This is a genomic window from Sphingomonas telluris (assembly GCF_022568775.1).
Classification (GTDB): domain Bacteria; phylum Pseudomonadota; class Alphaproteobacteria; order Sphingomonadales; family Sphingomonadaceae; genus Sphingomicrobium; species Sphingomicrobium telluris.
Map to the genome: position 1 here is coordinate 157,005 of NZ_JAKZHW010000001.1, position 22,513 is coordinate 179,517.

General features: G+C 63.9%; 23 protein-coding genes. 13 read left to right on the plus strand and 10 right to left on the minus strand.

Translation table 11 applies throughout. The features are described 5' to 3' along the window. Positions 1-25 precede the first annotated feature (25 nt). Together LZ016_RS00805 and LZ016_RS00810 are read left to right on the plus strand one after the other, a co-directional pair. The gene (locus LZ016_RS00805) at positions 26-418 is read left to right on the plus strand and encodes a DUF2946 family protein (RefSeq protein WP_241445103.1); all 393 of its coding nucleotides are present in this window, start codon (positions 26-28) and stop codon (positions 416-418) included. Between the two features lie 57 nt (positions 419-475). Next, positions 476-1,543 (plus strand): transporter, encoded by a 1,068-nt coding sequence (locus LZ016_RS00810; RefSeq protein WP_241445104.1) that lies wholly within the window; start codon positions 476-478, stop codon positions 1,541-1,543. A 53-nt stretch (positions 1,544-1,596) separates the two neighbouring features. Here LZ016_RS00810 and LZ016_RS00815 read toward each other — a convergent pair whose 3' ends face one another. Then, positions 1,597-2,142 carry a hypothetical protein gene (locus tag LZ016_RS00815; RefSeq protein ID WP_241445105.1) on the minus strand — a complete coding sequence of 182 codons (546 nt, stop codon included), beginning with the start codon at positions 2,140-2,142 and terminating at the stop codon, positions 1,597-1,599. A 190-nt stretch (positions 2,143-2,332) separates the two neighbouring features. Beyond that, the gene (locus LZ016_RS00820; RefSeq protein ID WP_241445108.1) at positions 2,333-3,589 is read right to left on the minus strand and encodes a glycoside hydrolase family 1 protein; all 1,257 of its coding nucleotides are present in this window, start codon (positions 3,587-3,589) and stop codon (positions 2,333-2,335) included. A 126-nt stretch (positions 3,590-3,715) separates the two neighbouring features. Between LZ016_RS00820 and LZ016_RS00825 the strand changes: the two genes are divergently transcribed. The 5 genes from LZ016_RS00825 to LZ016_RS00845 are packed head-to-tail and all read left to right on the plus strand — an operon-like array spanning position 3,716 to position 8,699. Then, on the plus strand, positions 3,716-4,957 hold the full coding sequence (locus tag LZ016_RS00825) for an acyl-CoA dehydrogenase family protein (protein WP_241445111.1): 1,242 nt from the start codon (positions 3,716-3,718) through the stop codon (positions 4,955-4,957). Then, positions 4,944-5,702, plus strand: a complete 759-nt coding sequence (locus LZ016_RS00830) for an SDR family NAD(P)-dependent oxidoreductase (RefSeq protein WP_241445113.1) — start codon at positions 4,944-4,946, stop codon at positions 5,700-5,702. Before LZ016_RS00825 ends, LZ016_RS00830 begins: the two co-directional genes overlap by 14 nt. Further along, on the plus strand, positions 5,699-7,780 hold the full coding sequence (locus tag LZ016_RS00835; RefSeq protein WP_241445115.1) for a 3-hydroxyacyl-CoA dehydrogenase NAD-binding domain-containing protein: 2,082 nt from the start codon (positions 5,699-5,701) through the stop codon (positions 7,778-7,780). The genes LZ016_RS00830 and LZ016_RS00835 overlap by 4 nt, the downstream gene beginning before the upstream one ends. Further along, complete coding sequence (locus LZ016_RS00840) at positions 7,777-8,022, plus strand: hypothetical protein (protein ID WP_241445117.1); 246 nt, start codon at positions 7,777-7,779, stop codon at positions 8,020-8,022. The genes LZ016_RS00835 and LZ016_RS00840 overlap by 4 nt, the downstream gene beginning before the upstream one ends. Before the next feature lie 50 nt (positions 8,023-8,072). Next, complete coding sequence (locus LZ016_RS00845; protein ID WP_241445121.1) at positions 8,073-8,699, plus strand: cytochrome b; 627 nt, start codon at positions 8,073-8,075, stop codon at positions 8,697-8,699. On the opposite strand, the gene LZ016_RS00850 is transcribed toward LZ016_RS00845, so the two are convergent. Further along, on the minus strand, positions 8,659-9,846 hold the full coding sequence (locus LZ016_RS00850) for an MFS transporter (RefSeq protein ID WP_241445122.1): 1,188 nt from the start codon (positions 9,844-9,846) through the stop codon (positions 8,659-8,661). The genes LZ016_RS00845 and LZ016_RS00850 overlap by 41 nt on opposite strands. A gap of 131 nt (positions 9,847-9,977) precedes the next feature. On the opposite strand from LZ016_RS00850, the gene LZ016_RS00855 reads away from it, so the two are divergent. Then, positions 9,978-10,388: a MarR family winged helix-turn-helix transcriptional regulator gene (locus LZ016_RS00855; RefSeq protein WP_241445123.1), complete on the plus strand. Its 411-nt coding sequence runs from the start codon at positions 9,978-9,980 to the stop codon at positions 10,386-10,388. A 7-nt stretch (positions 10,389-10,395) separates the two neighbouring features. Here the strand turns inward: LZ016_RS00855 and LZ016_RS00860 are convergent, their stop codons facing one another. Continuing rightward, positions 10,396-10,620, minus strand: coding sequence for a plasmid stabilization protein (locus tag LZ016_RS00860; RefSeq protein ID WP_241445126.1), 225 nt, complete (start codon positions 10,618-10,620; stop codon positions 10,396-10,398). Positions 10,621-10,744: 124 nt separating this feature from the next. On the opposite strand from LZ016_RS00860, the gene typA reads away from it, so the two are divergent. Both typA and LZ016_RS00870 read left to right on the plus strand, forming a co-directional pair. After that, entirely contained in the window at positions 10,745-12,562 is a 1,818-nt protein-coding gene (gene typA / locus LZ016_RS00865; protein WP_241445132.1) for a translational GTPase TypA, read from the plus strand. Between the two features lie 67 nt (positions 12,563-12,629). After that, the gene (locus LZ016_RS00870; RefSeq protein WP_241445135.1) at positions 12,630-13,547 is read left to right on the plus strand and encodes a VOC family protein; all 918 of its coding nucleotides are present in this window, start codon (positions 12,630-12,632) and stop codon (positions 13,545-13,547) included. A 12-nt stretch (positions 13,548-13,559) separates the two neighbouring features. On the opposite strand, the gene LZ016_RS00875 is transcribed toward LZ016_RS00870, so the two are convergent. From LZ016_RS00875 to LZ016_RS00885, 3 genes are all read right to left on the minus strand, one after another. Then, complete coding sequence (locus LZ016_RS00875; protein ID WP_241445137.1) at positions 13,560-14,891, minus strand: O-antigen ligase family protein; 1,332 nt, start codon at positions 14,889-14,891, stop codon at positions 13,560-13,562. A gap of 145 nt (positions 14,892-15,036) precedes the next feature. Further along, complete coding sequence (locus LZ016_RS00880) at positions 15,037-15,531, minus strand: cupin domain-containing protein (protein ID WP_241445139.1); 495 nt, start codon at positions 15,529-15,531, stop codon at positions 15,037-15,039. A 127-nt stretch (positions 15,532-15,658) separates the two neighbouring features. Continuing rightward, positions 15,659-16,060: an EVE domain-containing protein gene (locus tag LZ016_RS00885; protein WP_241445141.1), complete on the minus strand. Its 402-nt coding sequence runs from the start codon at positions 16,058-16,060 to the stop codon at positions 15,659-15,661. Between the two features lie 318 nt (positions 16,061-16,378). Between LZ016_RS00885 and LZ016_RS00890 the strand changes: the two genes are divergently transcribed. Continuing rightward, entirely contained in the window at positions 16,379-17,119 is a 741-nt protein-coding gene (locus LZ016_RS00890; protein WP_241445143.1) for a cell wall hydrolase, read from the plus strand. 177 nt (positions 17,120-17,296) lie between these two features. Continuing rightward, positions 17,297-17,818 carry a response regulator gene (locus tag LZ016_RS00895; protein ID WP_241445145.1) on the plus strand — a complete coding sequence of 174 codons (522 nt, stop codon included), beginning with the start codon at positions 17,297-17,299 and terminating at the stop codon, positions 17,816-17,818. 6 nt (positions 17,819-17,824) lie between these two features. Here LZ016_RS00895 and LZ016_RS00900 read toward each other — a convergent pair whose 3' ends face one another. Next, positions 17,825-18,778, minus strand: coding sequence for a UDP-glucuronic acid decarboxylase family protein (locus tag LZ016_RS00900; protein WP_241445147.1), 954 nt, complete (start codon positions 18,776-18,778; stop codon positions 17,825-17,827). 226 nt (positions 18,779-19,004) lie between these two features. On the opposite strand from LZ016_RS00900, the gene LZ016_RS00905 reads away from it, so the two are divergent. Continuing rightward, the gene (locus LZ016_RS00905) at positions 19,005-19,619 is read left to right on the plus strand and encodes a PEPxxWA-CTERM sorting domain-containing protein (protein WP_241445148.1); all 615 of its coding nucleotides are present in this window, start codon (positions 19,005-19,007) and stop codon (positions 19,617-19,619) included. 76 nt (positions 19,620-19,695) lie between these two features. Here the strand turns inward: LZ016_RS00905 and LZ016_RS00910 are convergent, their stop codons facing one another. Further along, entirely contained in the window at positions 19,696-20,967 is a 1,272-nt protein-coding gene (locus LZ016_RS00910) for a pilus assembly protein TadG-related protein (protein ID WP_241445149.1), read from the minus strand. 120 nt (positions 20,968-21,087) lie between these two features. Further along, positions 21,088-22,425 carry a DUF1996 domain-containing protein gene (locus LZ016_RS00915; protein WP_241445150.1) on the minus strand — a complete coding sequence of 446 codons (1,338 nt, stop codon included), beginning with the start codon at positions 22,423-22,425 and terminating at the stop codon, positions 21,088-21,090. Positions 22,426-22,513: the final 88 nt, after the last annotated feature.

The following is a 22,513-nucleotide window of genomic DNA, read 5'->3' on the forward strand; positions in this document are numbered from 1 at the left end:
CCGCCGCTATCCTAAAGCGCGGCTCGTGCTTCGCCGTTCGGATCTCAATCAACGTCATCGTGCCTGCTGGGGAGTGGCGTTCGCGCTGCTGCTGGCGCTTCGGCTGCTGACGCCCACGGGCTTTATGCCAGCGTGGGGCGGGGACCGGTTCGCGATCAAGTTGTGCGACGACGCTGGGGCTCCGGTCGCCGTCTCGTCTCATCACCAGCACCATGGCGATGCCGACAAGGCCAAGCACCGCCAATCCTGCCCCTATGCCGCTGCCTCCGCGGCTCCTTTTTTTACGCTGCCTCCAGCGGCGATCGCGCATCCGCTGGCGCCAACACCGCTTCCTGCGCCGCGTGCGATCGCGGCGGCGTTTTCACTTCAGAAGAGGGTCGAGCGTCCCCCGTCCCGAGCGCCGCCGGTCCCGGTCTAGGTTCTACCAAGACCTTTCTTTGGCTGCGCATGGCAGCTGCATTTCGGGATGGCCCCAATGACTCGATTTCCCGGCACTCGCCTGCCGATCAATCTTTGTATTCTATTGCTCGCTTCAACCGTCGCGTCGCCTGCGCTGGCGGACCATATGGGCCCCACCGGGGTCGGAACAGGCACCTCGTTGAATGTCCTCAGCCCCGACACGCTGGAGAAGGGCGACGTGTCGGCGGGGTTCCGGATCACGTACACCCGGCCCGACCAGCGGTCCGACGCGGAGCTGGAAGCGCTCGCCGCAGAGCACATCCACGCGCACAACACGGACTACAATCTCAACACCGCGATCGGAGCGTCGTACGGCGTCACCGACCGCCTGACGATTTCGGCGGAGCTGCCGTTCGTCCGCCGCGATCATCTGCGGGAGGGCGAACATTCGCATGTCGACGGAGAGACGATCAACGAGGTGGTCGAGCTAGGCGACGTATCAGGCGTGGGCGATCTCAGCCTGATCGCGAAGTACAAGCTCCTCGACGGTAAAGGCACGAAGTTCGCTCTGCTCGGCGGGCTCAAGATGCCCACGGGCAGCACGCACAAGCGAAGCGACGAGGGCGAAAGGCTGGAGACCGAGCATCAGCCGGGCACGGGCAGCTGGGATCCGATAGTCGGCGCGGCGTTTGGGGCCGAGCTCGGACCGATCAGCCTGAATGCAAGCGCGCTTTACCAGTTCTCGGGAAAGGGCGCGCAGGACACGCGGCTCGGCAACCGGGCGCAGGGCGGCATTGCGTTTTCCCATCACTTCGGCGTCGCGGAGCATCATCACGATGAGGGCGGCCACCATCACGAAGAAGCGGAGCATCATCATGACGAGGGTGCTCATGAGCATCACGAACATTCGTCGTGGGATGCCTTTGTCGAAGCCACGGGAGAGTGGGAGGGCCGCCAGAAAGTCGGCAGCGAAGTCGAAGCTAGCGGCGGGAAGAGCATCTGGGTGTCGCCGGGGGCGCGCTTCGATTCCGCAAGTGGGTTCACCATTGTGGGCGCCGTCGGCATCCCCGTCTGGCAGGACATTCGCCCGTCGCATCCGGATAACGACTATCGGCTGACGCTGGCCATCGGGCACGCCTTCTAAGGCGGACTTGCAGAGTGGGAGGCGGTGACTGCGGCCTCCCACTCGTTGGGACATTAGGGAAGTTCGATCTTCGTGATGTGCCACTTGCGCTGTTCGTCGGTGGAACCCGGCACATCGTTGACGCGGCGCAGGGTCATCGTCCCGCGGGCGTTGAACTCCTTGCCGTCGAGCTTGCGGCCGTAGAGCTGGACCGGGACATCGACGTAGCTGGAGCCGGCCGCGCCTTCCATGCCGCCCGGGGCGCCGATGTTGGCGTGGACTTCCTTGTACTGGCCGAGGTCCAGCGTCTCGGCGCCATCCGACCAGAGCTTGTTCGCCTCGGCGGCTCGGCCTGACTCGGCGAGAGCGAAGTAGCTTTGCACGACCTGGGCGGCGCCTTGGCCGCTCTTGGGGTCGATCGGTCCTTCGGAAATTGGTGTCCGGTCGTCCGGAAGTCCGCCGGGCTCGCCAGGAGCGGGAGGGTTGAGCGGCGCCTCCTGCGGGGCAGCGACGTTCGCTGGCGCTTCATCTACAGGAGTGTTTGCAGTGACGTTCTGGGACGCGGGTTGCGAGCAGCCGGCGACGAGCGACAGCGAAACGGCGGCGGCGATTTTCTTCATGTGGGCTCCCCGAACGAAAGAAGGCGGCCCGCCGGATAGCATGACGGAACCGCCTTCAGATGTGCCTGGAACGCCATTCTGGGGAGAGGTTTTGTTCCAAGCTCGGGGATGCGCGATCGCTCGGCAATCCTCCCGTTATAATGACCAATGTTAGGATTAATGGGAGTCAGGATAAACCCGTGGCTCATGGTTAGCTCCAGTCCGCGTCGGCGGTCGGCTGCAGCTCGTTCGCTGTGCGGCGTACGTCCTCGAGGTTCACGGGCGTGTCGTAAGGATCGTCGTCCAGCTCGGTCACGCGGTGGAGCCGTTCCTGCCAGTGACGCAGGCGCTGGACGTAGGGCAGGAATGGCTTGCGCATCAGCGTGCCGTTCGGAAGCTCCTCCACGTCGGCGATGCCCATGTGCAGCCAGGTGCGCTTGTGCCAGTCCTGCATGTCGACGGCGGGGAAGAGGCAGATGCCGTGGAGGTCGACGCCGCGGTTCACCGCTGCGAGGCTTTCGCTCGTGATGTCGTCGAGCCATTGCGAGCGGCCGCCGTAGAGGCCCGACGTCTCCGCGACGATGCATGGGCGCTTGTACTTGGCCCAGGCTTCTTCGAGCAGGTCGCAGACGGAGCGGATGCGCGGATCGCCGGGCTCGAGCGGCGTGTTGGGCTTCCCGCCTCCCGAATATTCCATCTGGCCGAAGCTGTAATTGTTGAACCCGAGGATATCGATCAACTCCAGGCTGCCGCCATATTCCGGGTGCTTGAGGCCGGAAATGACGTCCCAGGCGATGTAGGCGTCCTCATAGGCCTCGCGGTGCGCCTCGTCGGCGAGATCGGGCCGGTCGCGCGGCGGGACGACCCAGATCAGCGGATCGATATGCACGAAGCGCGTGTCCGGCAGGTCCGCGCGGATGGCCTTGCACGCGGCGATGTCGGCGCGCGCGAGGGCAGTAGTGAACTTGCGGCGATAGTCGGCCGTCTTCCCGAACGGAGCGCACCAGGCCCACTCGCCGCCCATGTAGCCCCAGAAGGTCGGCTCGTTCACCGGACAGATGCACAGCGGGCCGTGGTGGGCGCGATCGGCGACGTAGCGCGCGGCGGCCTTCGCATAGGCGCAGAAGCGGCGGACGAACTCGTCGGACAGCGGGTCCAAGCCGTCCGGATAGCCGTAGTGCATCAAAGTCCAGATCGGCAGGATCGAGTGCCGCCGTTGAGCATCGAGGTAGGGATCGATGATCGAGAAGTCGTACTCGCCGGGGCTCCTCTCGACGAGCGGCCACGGAATGCCTTCGCGGGCGACTGCAATCCCTAGCGGGGGAAGAAGGCCGTAGTCTTCGTCGGCATGCTTGTAGTGCTGGAGCTCGGCCGAGACGTCGCGGCGGCCCTCGTCCTTCCAGTCGAATGTGGAGCATTCGAAGCCGGACAGGAAGAAGGTCGGGAAGATGCCATCGCGCGGAGCCACGGCGGGAACTACGCGCGACGGCCGTATCCGGCTCCCTGTGGCGCTCGCTGGCCTTGCAGCGAAAGCCGCCTCAGCCTAGCGAAAATCAGCCGCGGGGAGGGCTGGCGGCTAGGGAGAAGCGACGCCTTGGACTTTGACCTTACGGAACGACAGGCTTCTTTCCGCAATCGCGTTCGGGAATTCATGGACGCTGAGGTCCGACCGCGAGTCGGCGACTATCACCGGCAGCAGGCGGAAGGCGGCCGGTGGAAGTCCATCGAGGTCATCGAGGAGCTGAAGCCCAAGGCTCGCGCGGCTGGTCTCTGGAACCTGTTCATGCCGCCGGGCGGAGCTCTCCAGCATGTCGACGAGAGCTTTCCGTTCGACGGCGAGCAGCTCACCAACCTCGAATATGCGCTGTGTGCCGAGGAGATGGGGCGAATTCTCTGGTCGAGCGAGGTGTTCAACTGCTCGGCGCCGGACACCGGCAACATGGAGGTGCTCCACCGCTACGGCACGCGCGAGCAGAAGGATGAATGGCTTCAGCCGCTGATGCGCGGCGAAATCCGCTCGGCGTTCCTGATGACCGAGCCGGGCATCGCCTCCTCGGACGCCACGAACATCCAGTGCGAGATCCGCCGCGACGGCAATGAATATGTCATCAACGGCAAGAAGTGGTGGTCGTCCGGCGCCGGCGACCCCCGCTGCAAGGTCGCGATCCTGATGGGCAAGACCGATCCGTCGGCGAAAGCGCACCAGCAGCAATCGATGATCCTGATGCCTCTGGACGCCGAAGGCGTGACGATCGAGCGGCACCTGACCGTCTACGGCTATGACGATGCGCCGCACGGGCACATGGAGATCAAGCTCGACAACGTGCGGGTGCCGCCGTCGAACCTGCTGCTTGGTGAGGGCCGGGGCTTCGAGATTGCGCAGGGCCGCTTGGGACCGGGACGCATCCATCACTGCATGCGGACCATCGGCGCAGCCGAGGAGGCGCTCGAGCTGATGTGCCAGCGGCTCCAAAGCCGCGTCGCCTTCGGCAAGAAGATCAGTGAGCACAGCATTTGGGAGCAGCGCGTCGCCGAGGCGCGGATCGAGATCGATTGCACGCGCCTGCTTTGCCTCAAGGCCGCGGACCTGATGGACAAGGCCGGCAACAAGGCCGCCAAGGCCGAGATCGCGATGATCAAAGTGAAGGCGCCGCGCATGGCGCTGAAGGTCATCGACGACGCCGTGCAGGCGTTCGGCGCAGCCGGCGTCAGCCAAGACACCCCGCTTGCCGCGAGCTGGGCGGGAATCCGCACCCTGCGGCTCGCCGATGGCCCGGACGAGGTCCACAACCGCGCCATCGCCAAACTGGAGTTCGCCAAGCATGCCCCGGCTTGAGGGTAAGGTCGCGATCATCACCGGCGCCGCGTCCGGCATCGGCGAGGCGACCGCCGACCTCTTCCGCTCCGAGGGCGCGACGGTCGTCGCGGCGGATCGGACCGAAGGCGTGGACATCGTCTCGGTCGATGCGGGCGATGAAGCCGACGTCGAGCGGCTCATCGAGCAGACCGTCGCCGATCATGGGCGGCTGGACATCATGTTCGCCAACGCCGGCATCTCCGGCGGCTTCGCCTCGATTTTCGAGCAGAGCTCCGACGACTGGGCGGAGATCCTCCGCGTGAACCTGATCGGGCCATTCCTGGCAATCAAATATGCCGCCCCGCACATCAAGGCGGCGGGCGGCGGATCCATCATTGCGACCGCCAGCGTCGCGGGACTCCGCTCGGGCGCGGGCGGACCGGCCTATTCGGCGTCGAAGGCGGGCGTCGTGAACCTGGTCAAGGTGGCCGCGACGCAGCTCGCGGGCGCGAACATCCGCGTCAACGCCATCTGCCCCGGCCTGATCGAAACCGGCATGACCGAGTTTATCTACGACCGAGCTCGCTCGAAAGGGCAGGAGGAGCAGCTCGGGCGCCTCAATCCGCTGAAGCGCGGCGGTGAGCCTATCGAGATCGCGCAGGCTGCCTTGTTCCTCGCTTCCGACGAATCCAGCTACGTCAACGGACAGGCCATCGTCGTGGACGGCGGACTGTCGGCATCCCACCCATTCAATCATCAAAGCTACGGACGGACCGCAACATGACCGACGTCATCGACAAGCCTGATACGGCGAACCCCATCTCGACGCGCAAGCACGGCGACGTGCTGATCGTCCTGTCGAACAATCCGCCGGTGAACGCCCTCGGCGCAGCGGTCCGGCAGGGGCTGGTCGCGGCGATCGAACAGGCCGAGGCCGACGATTCCGTGAACGCCGTCGTGATTGCCTGCGAAGGCCAGACCTTCTTTGCCGGCGCGGACATCACCGAGTTCGGCAAGCCGCCCGTCATGCCTTGGCTGCCGGAAGTCGTGGACCGGATCGAAGCATGCTCGAAGCCGGTGGTCGCAGCGATCCATGGAACGGCGCTGGGCGGCGGCCTCGAGGTGGCGCTCGGTTGTCATTACCGCGTGGCGCTGCCGTCGGCTAAACTCGGCACTCCTGAAGTGAAGCTCGGCCTGCTGCCCGGCGCGGGCGGGACGCAGCGGCTGCCGCGTGTTGCGGGAGTCCGGAAGGCGCTGGAAATGTGCGCGACGGGCAATCCCATCGGCGCCAAGGAAGGCTTCGACTGCGGCCTCATCGACCGCCTGATCGAGGACGACCTGATCCCGCACGCGGTGGGCTATGCCGAGGAAGTGCGCGACGTTCGTCCGCTGCCTAAAAGCAGCGAGCGGCAGTACAAGATCAACGAGTGCGACCCGGCGGTGTTCGAGGAATTCCGCAAGGAGAACGCCCGCAAGTTCCGCGGCTTCGAAGCGCCGGACGCCAACATCCGCGCCGTCGAGTTCGCGTGCAAGAAGCCGTATTCCGAAGGCGTCATCGAAGAGCGCAAGCTCTTCATGGAGCTGATGAGCGGCACGCAATCGCGCGCCCAGCAATATTTCTTCTTCGCCGAGCGCAAGGCGGCGAAGATCGAGAACCTGCCCGAAGGCACGCAGCCGCGCCCGGTCCAGAAGGTCGGCGTGATCGGCGCCGGTACGATGGGTGGCGGCATTTCGATGAACTTCCTGTCGGCGAGCATCCCGGTGACGATCTTCGAGATGAACCAGGAAGCGCTCGATCGCGGCACTGGCGTTATGCGCAAGAATTATGAAGCGACGGCGGCGAAGGGGCGGATGACGCCCGACCAGGTCGAAAAGGCGATGGGCCTACTGACCCCGACGCTCGACTTCGAAGCGCTGGCCGATTGCGACCTCATCATCGAGGCGGTGTTCGAGCAGATGGACGTGAAGAAGGACATCTTCACCCGGCTCGACAAGACTGTGAAGCAGGGCGCGATTCTGGCGTCGAATACGTCCTATCTGAACATCGACGAGATCGCCGCGGTAACGTCGCGTCCGCAGGACGTGGTCGGCATGCACTTCTTCTCGCCGGCCAACGTCATGAAGCTGCTGGAGGTCGTGCGCGGAGCGAAGACGGCACCGGACGTGCTCGTCACGGTGATGGGCCTGTCGAAGAAGATCCGCAAGGTCGCGGTGGTCGCAGGCGTCTGCCACGGCTTCATCGGCAACCGCATGCTGATGCCGCGGCAGGTCGAGGCGACCAAGCTTTTGCTCGAAGGCGCGACGCCGGAGCAGGTCGACCGCGTCCATGTCGAATTCGGAATGCCCATGGGCCCGTTCCAGATGGCCGATCTCGCCGGCGTCGACATCGGCTGGCACCGCGATCCGAACCGCATCGAAAATATCCGCGATGCGCTTTGCGCGATCGATCGCTGGGGCCAGAAGAAGGGTGCGGGCTTCTACGACTACGACGAGAAGCGCCGTCCGACGCCGTCACCGGTCGTCCAGCAGATCATCGAGGATTTCGCCAAGAAGCAGGGCGTCGAGCGCCGCGTCATCACCGACGATGAGATCGTCGAGCGCACGCTTTACACGATGGTCAACGAGGGCGCGAAGATCCTCGAGGAAGGCATGGCGCAGCGCGCCTCCGATACCGATGTGGTGTGGGTCTACGGCTACGGCTGGCCGGTCTATCGCGGCGGCCCGATGTTCTGGGCGGACACGGTCGGTCTGCAGAACATCGTCGACGGCCTGAAGCGCCAGGAAGAGCGGATGGGCGGCGACTTCAGCTTCTCCAAGCTCCTGCTCGACAAGGCCGCCGCCGGAGAGAAGTTCACGAAGTGAATCGGGTAGCGGCGGTGCTGCTGGCGGTGGTCGGCGGCGCCGCGGCAGCCTTGTTCGCGTTGATGATCTTCGGCGGCGGCTTCCTCGGCCTGCTGTGGCTGTTCGTGTTCGGTGACGATCCCTGGCCGCAATGGGCGGAGGTCGCGCTTAACATTGCCATTCCGATCGTCGGGCTTTTCCTGTGGGCGGTGTTCGGCTGGCAGATCTGGCTGCGGCTGAAGCGGTTTGCGGAACAACCGTAGCAACTCATGCTACGGCGTCGCGTTCGTTACGCGTCCGAACGGAGAGGCTCATGTCCAGCGTTCCTGAAACGGCGCCGCAAGAGGCGGTCCTTCGCTATTCCAATACGACGGTGACGCTGCACTGGGTCACGGTGCTGCTCGTGCTGTTCCAGGCTTATCTTGGATTCCGGTTCGGCCTGTCGGAACCGGGTCCCGGCCGGGACAATGTGTTCGTCTGGCACAAGAGTGTCGGCGTCGTGATCCTGTTGCTCACGCTCGGGCGGCTCGCCTATCGGCTGAAGAACCCGCCCCCGCCGTTTCCGCCGGAGCTGCCCGCATGGGAGCGGTTCGCGGCGGTCTGGAACCACCGGCTGTTCTATTTGCTGCTGATCGCCATGCCGATCGTAGGGTTCATCTCCGTCTCGGGCTTCGCGGACGGGCCGACGACACCGCTGATCGGGGGCATCCAGGTCCCCGTGATCCCCGGCATCAGCAAAGAAACAGGTGAGATGGCCGGCGACGTGCACGCCATGTCCGCATTCCTGCTGATCGCGTTGATCCTCCTGCATGTGGGCGCTGCGCTGAAGCACCAGTTCGTCGACCGCTGGCGCGGCTCGGCGCGCATGCCGCCGTTCACGTCGCACGGTGCTCCGGTCGCTATCGGGCAGGGCGGCGATCGGGATCCTGTAGAAGGCTGAGCATCGCCAAAGCGACGGCAGCGGCGAGTGCCCCCATGAGGAAGGTCGCACTCGGACCTTCTCGGTCCCAAAGCAGCCCAGCTCCAAGGCTCGCGAGAAGCGACGCGACGCCGGTAACGAACCAGAAGGCGCCGAAGCTTGTCGCTCGCAGGTGCTCCGGTGCGCTGTCGGCGATCATCCGCGCGAACACGCCTTGCGTCAGAGCCATGTGCGCGCCCCACAGGAGCACGCCGATCGAAAGCGCGACGTAGCCGGTGGTCCAGGCGAGGATCAGGTCGGCGCCGATCAGCACCGCCATGCCGACCATCAGGATCGACTTGGGGCTGATGCGGTCGCTCAGCGATCCTGCTGGATAAGCCAGAACCGTATAGGCCAGGTTGAACAGAACGAGGGTCAGCGGGGAAAGCGTTTCGCTGAGGCCGATCTCGACGCCCTTCAGGATGAGGAAGCTCTCGGAGAAACGCGCGAGGGTGAAGAGGAAGCCGACCGCAAGCAGCCGACGGGTCGCCGGATCGATCTCGCGGAAACCGCGCAGCAGCGGCGACGCCTTGCCGTTGGCAACGCGCTGCTCCGGCTCGCGAAGGGCCAGCCAGGCCAGCAGGAACGACAGGAAGGCCGGGACGATCGCGATCCAGTAGACCGCGCGGATATTGTTCGCGAGCAGCCACATCAGGAAGATCGCGGCGATGGGCGCCAGCAACGCCCCGGTCGTATCAAGCGCCTGGCGCAGTCCGAACGCGCGGCCGCGGATTTCTGGAGGTGTCTCGTCCGCGATCATCGCGTCGCGTGGGCTTCCGCGGATGCCTTTGCCGACGCGGTCTGCGAAGCGGGCGCCCATCAGCTCCACGGCGCCCTGGGCGATCGGGAACAGAGGCTTCGACAAGGCTGCGAGACCGTAGCCGGCCATGACCCAGGGCTTGCGCCACGTGCTCCGGTCCGAGAGGCGTCCGGACACGAGCTTGGCGAAGCTCGCAGTAGCCTCCGCCAAGCCGTCGATCGCGCCGAGTGCGACTGCGGGTAGGCCCAAGGTTACGGTGACGAAGACCGGAAGCAGCGCGTGATAGATCTCGCTCGACAGGTCCATCAGCAGGCTGACGAAGCCGAGAATCCAGACGTTGCGGGGAAGGCGCGGGCGGTCAGTTTTCATGCGTCGGGCTGCAACCTAGCCGAGCATCGTGACATGCGCCACGACGGTTGTTCGTCCCAATCCGGGCTCCGAATGTCGACAACGCGAAACAGCAATATTGCAAGGTCGCCAACACTTGTTATCGTGCAATCATGCTGTGGGGGTCATCGCCAGCTGCTGTCGCAACGCGGTTCACCGACATCGCTCAGAATTTCGTCGCCGACGGTCCAGCAGAACGGGCCGAGCGTGCGAAGCGCGCTTTGCTTTCCGCCGTCTCTCAACATGAGCCTGCGACCTTGAACCAGGTCGCGGATGCGACGGGGCGCGGCGCGCCGGCCGTGAGCCGTTCCGTCGACATGCTGGTTCGCGCGGGGCTCATCGAGCGAGCGCCCGATCCGAACAACCGCCGGCGGCTCGCAATGCGATTGACGCAGGCCGGCAAGGAAGCCCTCGAGCGTCCGTTCGCCACGCGCGGATCGCTCGTCGAAATGCTGGAGCGAATGGCGCCCAGCGAACTGCGCGCCGTGGAGCGCGCGATCGAAATCCTCGAGCGCGCGCACTAGCCTCGACTTAGCTCTTGCCGCGGCGGCGGCGCGTTTCCCAACCCTTCTTTGCTGCTTCGCTACGGCTGGAGCTGCGCCCGGACCCGGCGTTCTTGCCGCCCTCGTCCTGCTTGTTGACGGTTGCCCAGGCCCGGCGCTCCGCTTCCTTGTGCGACACACCGCGCTTCTCATAGCTTTCCTCGATATGCTTCTCTTTTCGGTCCTGCTTTGCCGTGTACGCTCCGCGGGGCATGACTAACCTCCTCAAGCTATTCGGTTTCGCGGGCTAAACGCTCCGTGGACCAAGGCGTTCATGCTGCGTTGCAACATGGACGTTTATTCACTATGTGCGCGGCTCACATTTTCCGGGAAAAGCAATGAACCTCCGTAACGTGGCGATCATCGCCCACGTCGATCACGGCAAGACGACGCTCGTCGACCAGTTGTTTCGCCAGTCCGGCACCTTCCGCGAGAACCAGCGCGTGGAAGAGCGCGCGATGGATTCCAACGAGCTCGAGAAGGAGCGCGGAATCACCATCCTCGCGAAGTGCACGTCGGTCGAATGGAACGGCACGCACATCAACATCGTCGATACGCCGGGCCACGCCGACTTCGGCGCGGAGGTGGAGCGCATCCTGTCCATGGTCGACGGCGTGATCCTCCTCGTCGACGCCGCCGAGGGCCCGATGCCGCAGACGAAGTTCGTCACCGGCAAGGCGCTGGCGCTCGGCCTGAAGCCGATTGTCGTCGTCAACAAGATCGATCGCCCGGACGCGCGTCCCGCGGAGGTGCTCGACGAAGTGTTCGAGCTATTCCTGAACCTCGAAGCCAATGACGAGCAGCTGGACTTCCCGACGCTCTACGCAAGCGGCCGCGCCGGTTACGCGGGCCTTAGCGACGATGTCCGCTCCGGCGACCTGACGCCGTTGTTCGACACTATCGTCAGCCATGTTCCGCCGCCGCGGGTCGACGCGGGCGCGTTCCGCATGCTCGCCACCTTGCTCGACCGCGACCCGTTTCTCGGCCGCATTCTCACAGGGCGGATCGAAAGCGGAAAGCTCACCACGAACATGCCGATCAAGGCGATCGACGTAGACGGTAACGTCGTCGAGGAAGGCCGCGCGACCAAGGTCTTCGCATTTCGCGGCCTCGAGCGGGTGCCGGTCGAGAGTGCGGAAGCCGGCGAAATTGTCGCCATCGCGGGACTCATCAAGGCGACCGTCTCCAACACCTTTGCCGATCCGGCGGTAAGTGCGCCCCTGAAAGCGCGGCCGATCGATCCACCCACGCTGGCGATGAGCTTCTCGGTCAACGACAGCCCCTATGCGGGACGCGACGGCGACAAGGTGCAGAGCCGCGTGATTCGCGATCGCCTGGAGCGCGAAGCCGAAGGCAATGTCGCCATCCGAGTCACGACCGCGCGCGATAACGATAGCTTCGAGGTTGCCGGTCGGGGCGAGCTTCAACTTGGCGTGCTTATCGAGACTCTTCGCCGTGAAGGATTCGAGCTGTCGATCAGCCGCCCGCGCGTTCTGTTCCGCGACGGTCCTAATGGCCTCGAGGAACCGTACGAGACGGTCGTGGTCGATGTGGACGACGAATTCTCCGGCACGGTCATCGACAAGATGGCGATGCGCAAGGCGGAGATGACCGACATGCGCCCGTCGGGCGGCGGCAAGACGCGCCTGATCTTCAGCGCGCCTTCACGTGGCCTGATCGGCTATCACGGCGAATTCCTGTCGGATACGCGCGGTACCGGCATCATGAACCGGCTGTTCGAGCGATACGGTCCTCACAAGGGCCCGATCAGCGGTCGCCAGAACGGCGTTCTGATCTCGATGGAACAGGGCAAGGCCGTCGCCTACGCGCTCAACGCGCTTGAAGACCGCGGCATCCTGTTCATTTCGCCGGGCGATGATCTCTACGAAGGCATGGTGATCGGCGAGAACGCCAAGATTCACGACCTCGAGGTCAACCCGCTGAAGTCGAAGCAGCTTACCAACTTCCGCGCTTCCGGCCCCAAGGACGAGGGCATTCGCTTGACCCCGCCGCGTCGCATGACCCTCGAGCAGGCGATCGCCTACATTCAGGACGACGAACTGGTCGAGGTCACACCGAAGGTCGTACGCATCCGTAAGCGCTTCCTCGACCCGCACGAGCGCAAGCGCCAGTCGCGCAAGATGGAAGCCGCCTAGCTCGACGGTTGACCGATCCTCTTTCGAATGGACAGTCTGCGGACTGGTCATTCGACGGGGGCGGCAGATGATTCGATCCGGCTGGGTTCTGAGTATGGCCTTGCTCGGGTCAGGCGCTCTCGCAGCACCTGCGACGACCCTGCGTCCGGCGATCGGCGGCGTGTCGCATATCGCCGTCTACGCTCGCGATCTGCAGGCGTCGGATCGCTTCTACGGCTTCATCCTCGGTGGGAAGAAAGCCGCGAACCCGGAGGATCCTGCGGGCGCGCGCTACTATTTCGGCCCGCGTCAGTTCGTGGAAGTGCTCCCTGCGCCCGCTTCGCAGGGACCGTCGATGCTCGCCCATGTCGCCTACGCGACGTCCGATGCGGGCGCGCTTCGTGCCTATCTTTCCTCACACGGGACCAAGGTGAGCGACCTTAGCGGCAAGAACGACGGCGACCGTTGGATCTCTGCGCGTGACCCCGAAGGCAATGAAGTCCGCTTCGTGCAGCCAGGCGCGCCGATTGCAAGCTCGCCGTCGGCGGTCAGCGGCCGGATCATCCACGTCGGCTATCTCGTGCGCAATCGCAGCGCGGAGGACGCCTTCTATCGCGATCTGCTCGGTTTCCGGCCTTACTGGTTCGGCGCCATGAAAGGCGATGCCGTCGACTGGGTGTCGCAGCAGGTCCCCGACGGCCGCGACTGGCTCGAATATATGATGGTCGGACCCGGCTCGACCGTGGCGCTTGACCGCGTCGACGCGCGGCAGCTTGGCGTTCTCAACCATGTCTCTTTGGCCGTGCCGAACATGGAGGCGGCGATGACGCGCCTCTATGCGGAGGAGCGCCTGCCCGAACGCCACGACGGGCCCAGCATGGGCCGCGACGGCAAGTGGCAGGCGAACCTCTACGACCCGGACGGCACGCGGGTCGAACTGATGGAATACAGTGCAGTCGCCAAGCCCTGCTGCTCGCCATTCACGGCGTCGGATCCCACGCCCTAGTCGCTGCCGTTGTCAGGTTGCCGCAGGCGTGGGCTGCGGGTGGCTCATCGCCGACTGGACGGACTTCGGCGGGCGCTTCTTCGCAGTGGCCCTGGAACGAAGCGCCACCATCGTTCCGACGCTCATCGCTAGGAAGGCGTGGATCGGATAAAGCATCGTAATCCATTCGACGTAGGAGTGGACGGCGACCGCCAGGACGACCACGACCAGGCCGGCCGCATACTCCGCCTCGAAGCCCGGGGACAGCATCCGTAAAGTGCCGACAGCGACCGATAGCAGGGCCGCTAGCATGGTGGCGTAGGCGACGACGCCGAGCACGCCCATCTCCGCGGCGATCAGGTAGTAGGTGTTGTGAACCGGGGCTGCCGCGCTGGTCCACGTGACACCGGCGCGAGGATAATAGCCGCCAACGTTGGCAACCGCGACGAAGCGATTGGCGCCGATTCCCAACGGATAATCCGCGACGATCATGGACGCGGCAGCCTTCATGGTGTCGCGCTCGTCGTTGCTATGCTCCCGAGCAACTTCAGAGCGCCGGTCGATTGCTGCGATGAGAATGGGGACGGCGAGGGCAATTCCCAGCGCTCCGGCGCCAGCGACTGCCATCTTGCGCGAGCTCGTTCGATGCCAGCACGACAGGACCATCGTGGCGAACAGGCCCACGCACATCAGGCCGATTGTGGCTCTCGATCCGCCAGCCCAGGCCACCACGAACGCTGCGACTACGCAGAGCGCCGTCCGGCGGACATAGTAACCTCCGAGGAAGGCAGCGAAGGCCGGATAAACGATGAAGTGGGTGGCCATGCCGAGCAGGTTCTGGTGTCCGAACCAGCCGCCTGCTTGCACCGTCCCGCTGAAATGCTGCTGGACCACCACAACCGCCTGAATGGACAGGCCCGTGATCAGGCCCGTGAGGAGGTTCAGCGGAACCTCGCGATCCGCAGTCGCTGCCCGCGAGACGGCATAATAGACGAGCAAGCAGCGAAGAATCTGCCAGCCGTAGAAGAGCGACGGAATTTTCGCGTCGGCCGCCATGGTCGAGATGACGAACACCGCGACGAAGAACAGGAAAGCGAGCTTGATCCGGAGCGGCGTCTTTATGCTGGCGCCTGCGACAATCATCGCGACCGCGACGGCGTCAGTCAGCGAGATGTCGATGCCTTTGACGTAACCCTGCCAACCCGGCCAGCCGTAGGGCTGGGCGCTTATGTTCAGGCGCGTTTCGATGAACGGTAGCAGCCCCAGGGCGAAGGCGGCCTTGGGCAGGTGCTGCCGGTTGTTGCGAAGGAACATGGTCAGGAGCGGCGTGAAGACCAGCAACCCGGCCAGGAAAATCCACTTCAAGGTTCAAGCCTTCCGACGCGACGCACACGTTGTGCGTCCTTATCCTACGCGATGGCAGGATTCATGGAAGGCCGCGAAGGCCTTTGTCACCTTATGAAACGGCAAAAAGCCGGAGCGGCTTGAGCCGCTCCGGCTGCCCCCAAACTCAGAAGTTGCAGTTGTTCGGCTTGGGCCGATCGAGCCGGAAAGCGGGGCCGGGGAATCCAGCCGGCTTAATGACCACCGCAATGAATTGCGCGCCGTCTGCGCTCCATACGTTGTGCGGGACGTAGGCGCCTTCGACGAAGGACTGTCCTGCGCTGTAGGTGTTCCCTGTGCAAAGCGGATTGGAGCCGTCGTACCAGACGATGGTCCCCTGAACGACGGTAACGAACACGGGCGCGGGATGGGCGTGCCAGCCGCTGAAACCGCCCGCCTGGACCGTCAACCGGTCAGCGCCGATGTCCGTGCTGTCGAGGGTCTTGAGATGGAGACCCCATTTGCCCGTCTTATCGTCGGCGGTGTTGACGTTAAGCGTCCCGAAATTCCCGCTGACGATGGGCGAGGGCGCGAAGCCCGAACCGGGCGTTGCGATTGCAGGCGTTGCGAGCAGCGTCGAGGCTGCGACGGCGATAACGGTCGTGAATCGAAGTGTGCTCATGGCAAGTCTCCCCCAAAGTTTGAGACGAACGCCACTGGCCGCCGCCGAAGTCGGCGACGGAGCCCTATGCTGCTTTCCTAAAGTGGATTGCAGCTATCGAAAGTTGAGGTGGGACAATGACCCGTGACTACGCGGATCGCGCCATTCCAAGGATCATTTGCCACTCATCCTCGCGCACCGGAGCGACGGACAGGCGCGACTGGCGGATCAGCTCCATCTTAGCCAGAGCGGCCTCGGCCTTGATCTTTGCGAGTGTGACGGGACCGATCGGCTTCACGGGCTCGACACGGACCGACACCCAATCGGCATCCCCCGGGTCGGGCTGAGCCTCTCGCGTGATGCGCATGATGCCGACGACCGCCTTGTCGGTCATGCTCGCATAGAAGAAGGCTTCGTCCCCCGGCTTCATTGCCTTGAGATGGAGGCGCGCCGCGTTATTGCGGACGCCGTCCCATTCGGTGCTCCCGTCACGGACGAGATCGTCCCAGCTGTAGCTGGAAGGTTCGGACTTCATCAGCCAATATGCCATGGGGAGCCGCCTACAGCGGTGAGCCGGTGGCGGAAAGCGCCGGCTTGGCAATTCGCGACGACGAGTTGACGGATAGCGCCGATGAATCGCTAAAAATCCATTCAGTTCCGCAAGTTAACCCGTGCGCGGCTCGGTTCATCGACTGTCATCTTGGGTTATTGCAACTCCATACGTATCTGGTCCTCAGCAAGTTTAGAGCGAGTGAGCGGCAGCCGATTGCGCCGCTCCAGGGCAAGACGGACGACCAGGACATCGTCATTCGACGAGCGCTCGGGATGAGCGCGAAGACGGTCGGCCGCCAGGCAAAACGGAAAAGATTTGAAGAAGTTGTTTGTGGGCCGCAGGGTCACTGCGGCTGCGGCATTTGTACTCGTTGCGTTGGGTTCCAATGTAGCGTCGGCACAGCCCGTCGTTCAGGCAAGCGCACAGGCTGCGGTCGCTGGTCAGGTGGATGCGGCAGCGCATCCGCTCGGCACGGCGCAAGCAGTGCAGGCTGCGGCGGCAGCCGCGAGCGCCGCGACCGGTGCAGCTGTTGCATCGGTCGCTGGAAGCGCGGTCCAGGCCACGCCGGCGGGGGCCGTGTCCGCGAGCATTGCTCCGGACGTCGCCAAGGAAGCTGCGTGGCTCTACCAGAACGGCTGGCCGCTCTATGCGCTCGTCGACCGTTATAGCGCCGGCGCGGAGTTGAACGAGCAAGCGACCTGCCTCGCGACCGCTGTCTATTTCGAAGCGCGGGGCGAGACTCTCGAAGGTCAGCTCGCCGTGGCGCGGGTCGTCATGAACCGCGCCGCATCCGGCCGGTATCCGCCGAGCTGGTGCGCGACGGTGAAGCAGCCGTGGCAGTTCTCCTTCGTACGCAACGGCCAGTTCCCGCGGATCGACACGTCGTCGGACGCGTGGCGCAAGGCCCAGGCGATCACGCGTCTCGCCATGGCGGACGTCGTGCCGAGCCTGTCGAACGACGTGCTCTGGTACCATGCGAATTATGTCGCGCCGTCGTGGGGCCGCCGCCTGACGCGGGTCCAGCAAATCGGAGCGCACATCTTCTACCGCATCTAAATCAATAACTTATGAGCAGTGCGGGCCGGGGCGCGAAAGCGTTCCGGCCGTTTTGCATCGGCTGGCCCGGTCGCCGAGTCGCTTCGTCGTAAACTTCGTTCACGAGGGATTCGCAACGCGTCCGTTTCGGATGAGCATTGGCGGCACGGGATTTCTCCGTGGGACGGGGAGGACACGGTGCTCAAGATATTGATAGTCGAGGACGATTCGCAGCTTGCGACCACGCTGAAATATCTGGTCGAGGATAATCCGCGCTATAGGGTCGTGGCGATTGCCGATGATGCCGACAACGCGATCGCTGCGGCGGAATATCACAGCCCGGACCTAGCTCTCGTCGATCTTCACCTAGCGCGCGGTAGCACCGGCTTTTCGGTCGCGGTCCGCCTCAGCGACTTCGAAGTGCCTTGCCTGTTCGTCAGCGGAAAGGCGCCAAGCTTCCCGATGCCGGACCTGGCGCTCGGTTGCCTGATGAAGCCCTTCACTGCGGAGGAGGTTCACCGGGCACTGAACCTGGCGGAGGACAAGTTGCGTGGACGGGAGACCCTTCGGCCTCGCATCCCGCAGAACCTGCAAATCTATGATGAACCGCCTGCGTCAGGCTCGACAGAGGCCGGCTTTATTCCGTCGCGCCCTTCGCTTCGGACTCGGCTCGAGCATTGGATTTCCGGCCAGCAGACGGTCAGCCAGGGCCGACTGTGATCGATGTCAGCTGAACTGGCGGAAATAGTCGATCGTCTTCACGAGCCCTTGCTCCAAGGGCACGGACGGCTCCCAGCCGAGCTCTCGCTTCGCCTTGGAGATGTCCGGCTGGCGCTGCTGCGGGTCGTCCTGCGGCAGTGGCTCCTTCACCAACGTCGAGCTTGAGCCGGTCAGTTCGATGACCTTCTCCGCGAGCTCGCGGACGGTGAATTCGACCGGATTGCCGATGTTCGTCGGGCCAGTGACCTCCGGCCCCGAATCCATCAGCGCCATCAACCCACGAATGAGGTCGTCGACGTAGCAGAAGGAGCGGGTCTGGCTGCCTTCGCCATAGATGGTAATCGGCTCGCCGCGCAGCGCCTGCATGATGAAGTTCGAAACCACGCGTCCGTCGGCCGGGTGCATGCGCGGGCCATAGGTATTGAAGATGCGCGCCACCTTGATCGGCACACTGTTCTGGCGGTGGTAGTCAAAGAAGAGGGTCTCGGCGCAGCGCTTGCCTTCGTCGTAACAGGAGCGCGGCCCGATCGGGTTCACGTGTCCCCAATAATCCTCGGTCTGCGGATGCACTGACGGGTCGCCGTAGACTTCGCTGGTCGAGGCCTGGAGGATCTTGCAGTTCAGCCGCTTGGCGAGACCCAGCATGTTGATCGCACCGTGCACCGACGTCTTCGTCGTCTGGACGGGATCGTGCTGGTAATGGATCGGCGAGGCGGGGCAGGCGAGATTATAGATCTCGTCCACCTCCACGAAGAGCGGGAAGGTAACATCGTGCCGCATGAACTCGAACCGCGGGTTCGAATGCAGGTGCGCGATATTCTCCTTCGTGCCCGTGAAGAGGTTGTCGACGCACAGCACGTCGTGCCCGGCTTCGAGAAGGCGATCGATGAGGTGGGAGCCGAGGAAACCGGCGCCGCCGGTCACCATCACCCTTTTACGCATGCTGTACGTGCGAGCCATTTGCCCCCTCTTCGATAATGACGCTGCCCGTCACCGACGCCCTAGCCTTGGCTTACTGAGAGCGCCACGGCGGGATTAAGTGACAATAAGACCTACAACCTGAAAATTCCCGAATTGAAACAGGTTAAGCTTAACGCGGCGTTGAAGTATGTTAATCTTTCGTTTAGAGGACGACTCACTTGCTCATTCTCAATGGGGGGAATGAGCCGGCACAAAGGTTTTGAAAATGCGTCGCTCGCTCCTTAAGGCCCTCACGGCCCTGTCCGTCGCCGCTGCTGCGGTCGGCGTTTCCACTCCAGCCTTGGCCGCCAACGGCGACTTCCTCGGCGGTTGTGACGTTACGATCACCACTCCGGACGCCACGGCTTGCCAAGGTTATTACAGTGGTAACATCCTCAACGGCAGCCCGACCGATATCGCCCTCCAGCAGGGTGCAATCGCTGCGCTTCCGGGCTCGTTCACCTGGGACGGCAATTGGACTGGTCTGGTTAACGCTGGAGATGTGATCGGCTCCCTGACGAACACCAACCAGATCAATTTCGGCCAGACGCTGTTCGGTGAAACCATCATCGGCGCGCACTTCGGCAACATCGACGACAACCTTGGCAACAGCGGCAACGTGTCGGTGTTCTGGCTGTTCAACTTCGGCACGACGGGTGCGGACTATGTCGTGCTCGACAACATCCGCGGCTTCTCGAACGCAGCGCTCTACACCACCGGTTCGGGTGGCGGCGTTCCTGAGCCGGCGACCTGGGCGATGATGCTGGTCGGCTTCGCCGGCGCGGGCATGGCGCTCCGCCGCAGCCGCCGCAGCAACGCGAAGCTTCTCCAGCTGGCATAAGTCAGCCGGGGGGCAGAGAAGGAAAGTTGGCTGCCGGCCCTCGGGCCGGCAGCTTTCTTTTTGCCCGGAGCACGGCTCAGCCGATGAGGCGGACGTCCGTGCCCTTGAAGTTCATGATGTTGTTGTCCGAGCAGCCCTTGGCGATCAGGATGCGGCCCATGAAGATCAGCCGCTTGCCAACGAATCGCGCACACTGGACGTCCGGCGAGAACTCCCCGTCCACCCGCAGGATCTCGGCCGGCAGGTAAACCAGGCCCTTGAACTTCGAGAAGCTGTTGCCGGCGATGACGTTCTCGCCGCGATCCTGCGCATTCTCAACGTGCCGGTCCTGATAGATCAGTAGTCCCGCATTCGGCCCCTGGCTCGGTGCTGCGAGCTGGACCTTGGCGTGTGGATCGATCTGCACCTTGCCGATCGAGCCGGGTGATCCGGTCGGGTCCTCGCTGGTCAGGAAGATCGTACAGGACTTGCACGAGAGCTCGGCCGTCGGCCCGACAAGAAGGCTGCCGCGGTTCAGAATATATTCGCCGTCGCGAAGGAAGATCGGCCCGTTGACGACCAGGTTGCCGTAGCAGCCCGGATCGATCTCCACTCTCCCGCCATTCTGCTGAGCCGCATCGGCGTTCACGGTGATGTTCGGACAGCCGGTGTTCGGAATCAGCGGCGGATCGGAATCGGCAAGCGGATCCTTCTGCTTGAGCCCATAGCCGCGTACCCGCGTCGCCTTGGAGTTCTGGACATCGATACCGCCGAACGCGGTCATCCGCTCGGCGCTGACTGTCGAGGAGGCGTCGGCTTCGATCGCCTTCGACGAAGAGGAGTTGGTCGCGACGCCGCAGCCCAGTTCGACGTTGGCGCTGGGCTCGATCTTCAGACCGGTCTCGTCATCGGCACCGACGGCGAACGCGCAATACTCCCCAGTTTCCACGACGGTCGCGGTGGCTTCGACGCTGATGACCGGACGCCGCCTGAGGAATACCGACGAGAAGGTGAGCTTCGCCGGAGTGGCAATCCGGACACGGACGGCGAACGGGTCCTCGCGATGGTCTTCCGGCGATTGCTCGGCGGTAGTTGCCCGGCTCGGATCGAGGTCCTTGTTGACCGCAATGCTGCGATCGACTGCACCTTCCATGTCGCCGTTCTGGATTAGGCCATAGACACCTGCGAGAGCCGCGGCATCGGCGGTGCTTTGCAGCTGACGTTTCGCGAAAACCCACTGGATCGTGTCGACGGCTAGCCCGGCACATCCGATCAACAGGGGCAAAGCGAAGGCCAAGAGGGCCAGTGTGTTGCCCCGCTCCTCGCGAAGCAGCCGCTGGAACATCACGAGTGCAGTGCGAAGCGCCATGTCATTTCACTAGGATATTCGGGTTAACGGAGCTTTAGGCCTGATGGCCGCGGAAGCGTTGCCCGAACGAAAATGGGGCCGGCGTTCGCCGGCCCCACGATCGTAAGGGTCATGATCGGCTCACATGCCAAGCATGCTCGCCATGCTCGTGCTTCCGTTCTTCGGGACAGGAACCACGCGGTTCGGGTTCTTCCAGCCGTAGACCGGCTGAGACGCGCCCTTCAGCTGCTTGCCGTTGCCAAGGTCGCCCCCGGAGCAGTTGAGCATCTTGTCGATGCAGTTGCCGGCCCACATTGCTTTGACGTTGACGTCCCAGGCTTCCCAATAGTCGGCGTGAAAGGTCGAACCGTGCGGAAGCTCCGGGTGCATCTCGTCCGACGAGAGGCGCCAGGACGCGAGGTCGTCGCCCTGAACCACCGAATAGTAAACGCCCAGCGTGAACTGCGGGATCAGGTACGGGTGGGTCGTCGGGCACTTCGCCAGCCAGTTCGTGCTGTCGTTGCGAACCATATCAGACAGGTGGCTGCGATGGTCAGCCGTATCGAGGTTCTTGCCGTCCCAGCACTTCGGCGTATCGATCAGCGCCACCAGGTGAGAGCCGGCCGGGCAGGCGGCCTTTGCCGCTGGGATGGACGCGAAGTTGCCCGGCAGCGCGCCCGGACCGTCACAGATGAAGTGACCTGGGTAGGTCGCCGCACGATTGTTGATCATGTCGTAGCCGAAGATGAAGCGCAGGCCGTTGGGAATGGTCGCGCAGATCCCCTGTGCGGTCGCGCTGGTCTGCGGGTTGCAGTCCGTCCCCTGCGGGATGCGCTTGTAATAGGTCTGGACATAGTCCGGCTGGATGACGTTGCCCTTGCCGTCGAGCATGGCGGGCATCCAGTACGCGGACCGGTTGGCGGCCGTGCCGTTGCCCATATTGTTGCAGGTGCTGTCACCGGACGCACGCAGGCTTGCGAAAGTGGAATTCGCGTTGGCTGCGGTGTTTCCATAGAACTGGTGGAGGTGCGACGCGCCCGGCTGACCCGGATGGACCATCGGGTCGTCATAGAGGAGCTGACCCGCTCCGCAGATGAAGCGGAATGCGCCGACGGTGTCGGGAGCATTGGAGACCGGAATCTCACCATCACCCCAGGTAGCCTGAAGCGTCGTCGTCACGTCGAAGTTGCTCGGGACGACGGTCGCTTCCGTATAAAGCGCGTTCGTGGTCGTGGTGGTCGTCGACCCCGTCGCCGTTCCGGTAGTCGTGCCCGTCGTCGCCCCGGTGGTTGTTCCGGTCGTCGTGCCGGTCGAAGTCGTCCCACCCGAGGTGGTATTCTTCTTCCCGCCGAGCTTTTCGCGCGCAAACCGCAGCGGATCAAAGTGACCGCTGGTCACGTCCGGCGCGACGCTCACCACAAGAAACATGCCGGCAAGCCCAAGTGCCATGGCCTTAAAGGCCGAGAATCCATCGTTCACGTTTGCCTCCCCAGACAAATCTGGGAGGAAACTCGGCCTTACGCGTAAAGATAGGGTAAAGAGCGCAGTATCGATACCGGCGATTTTA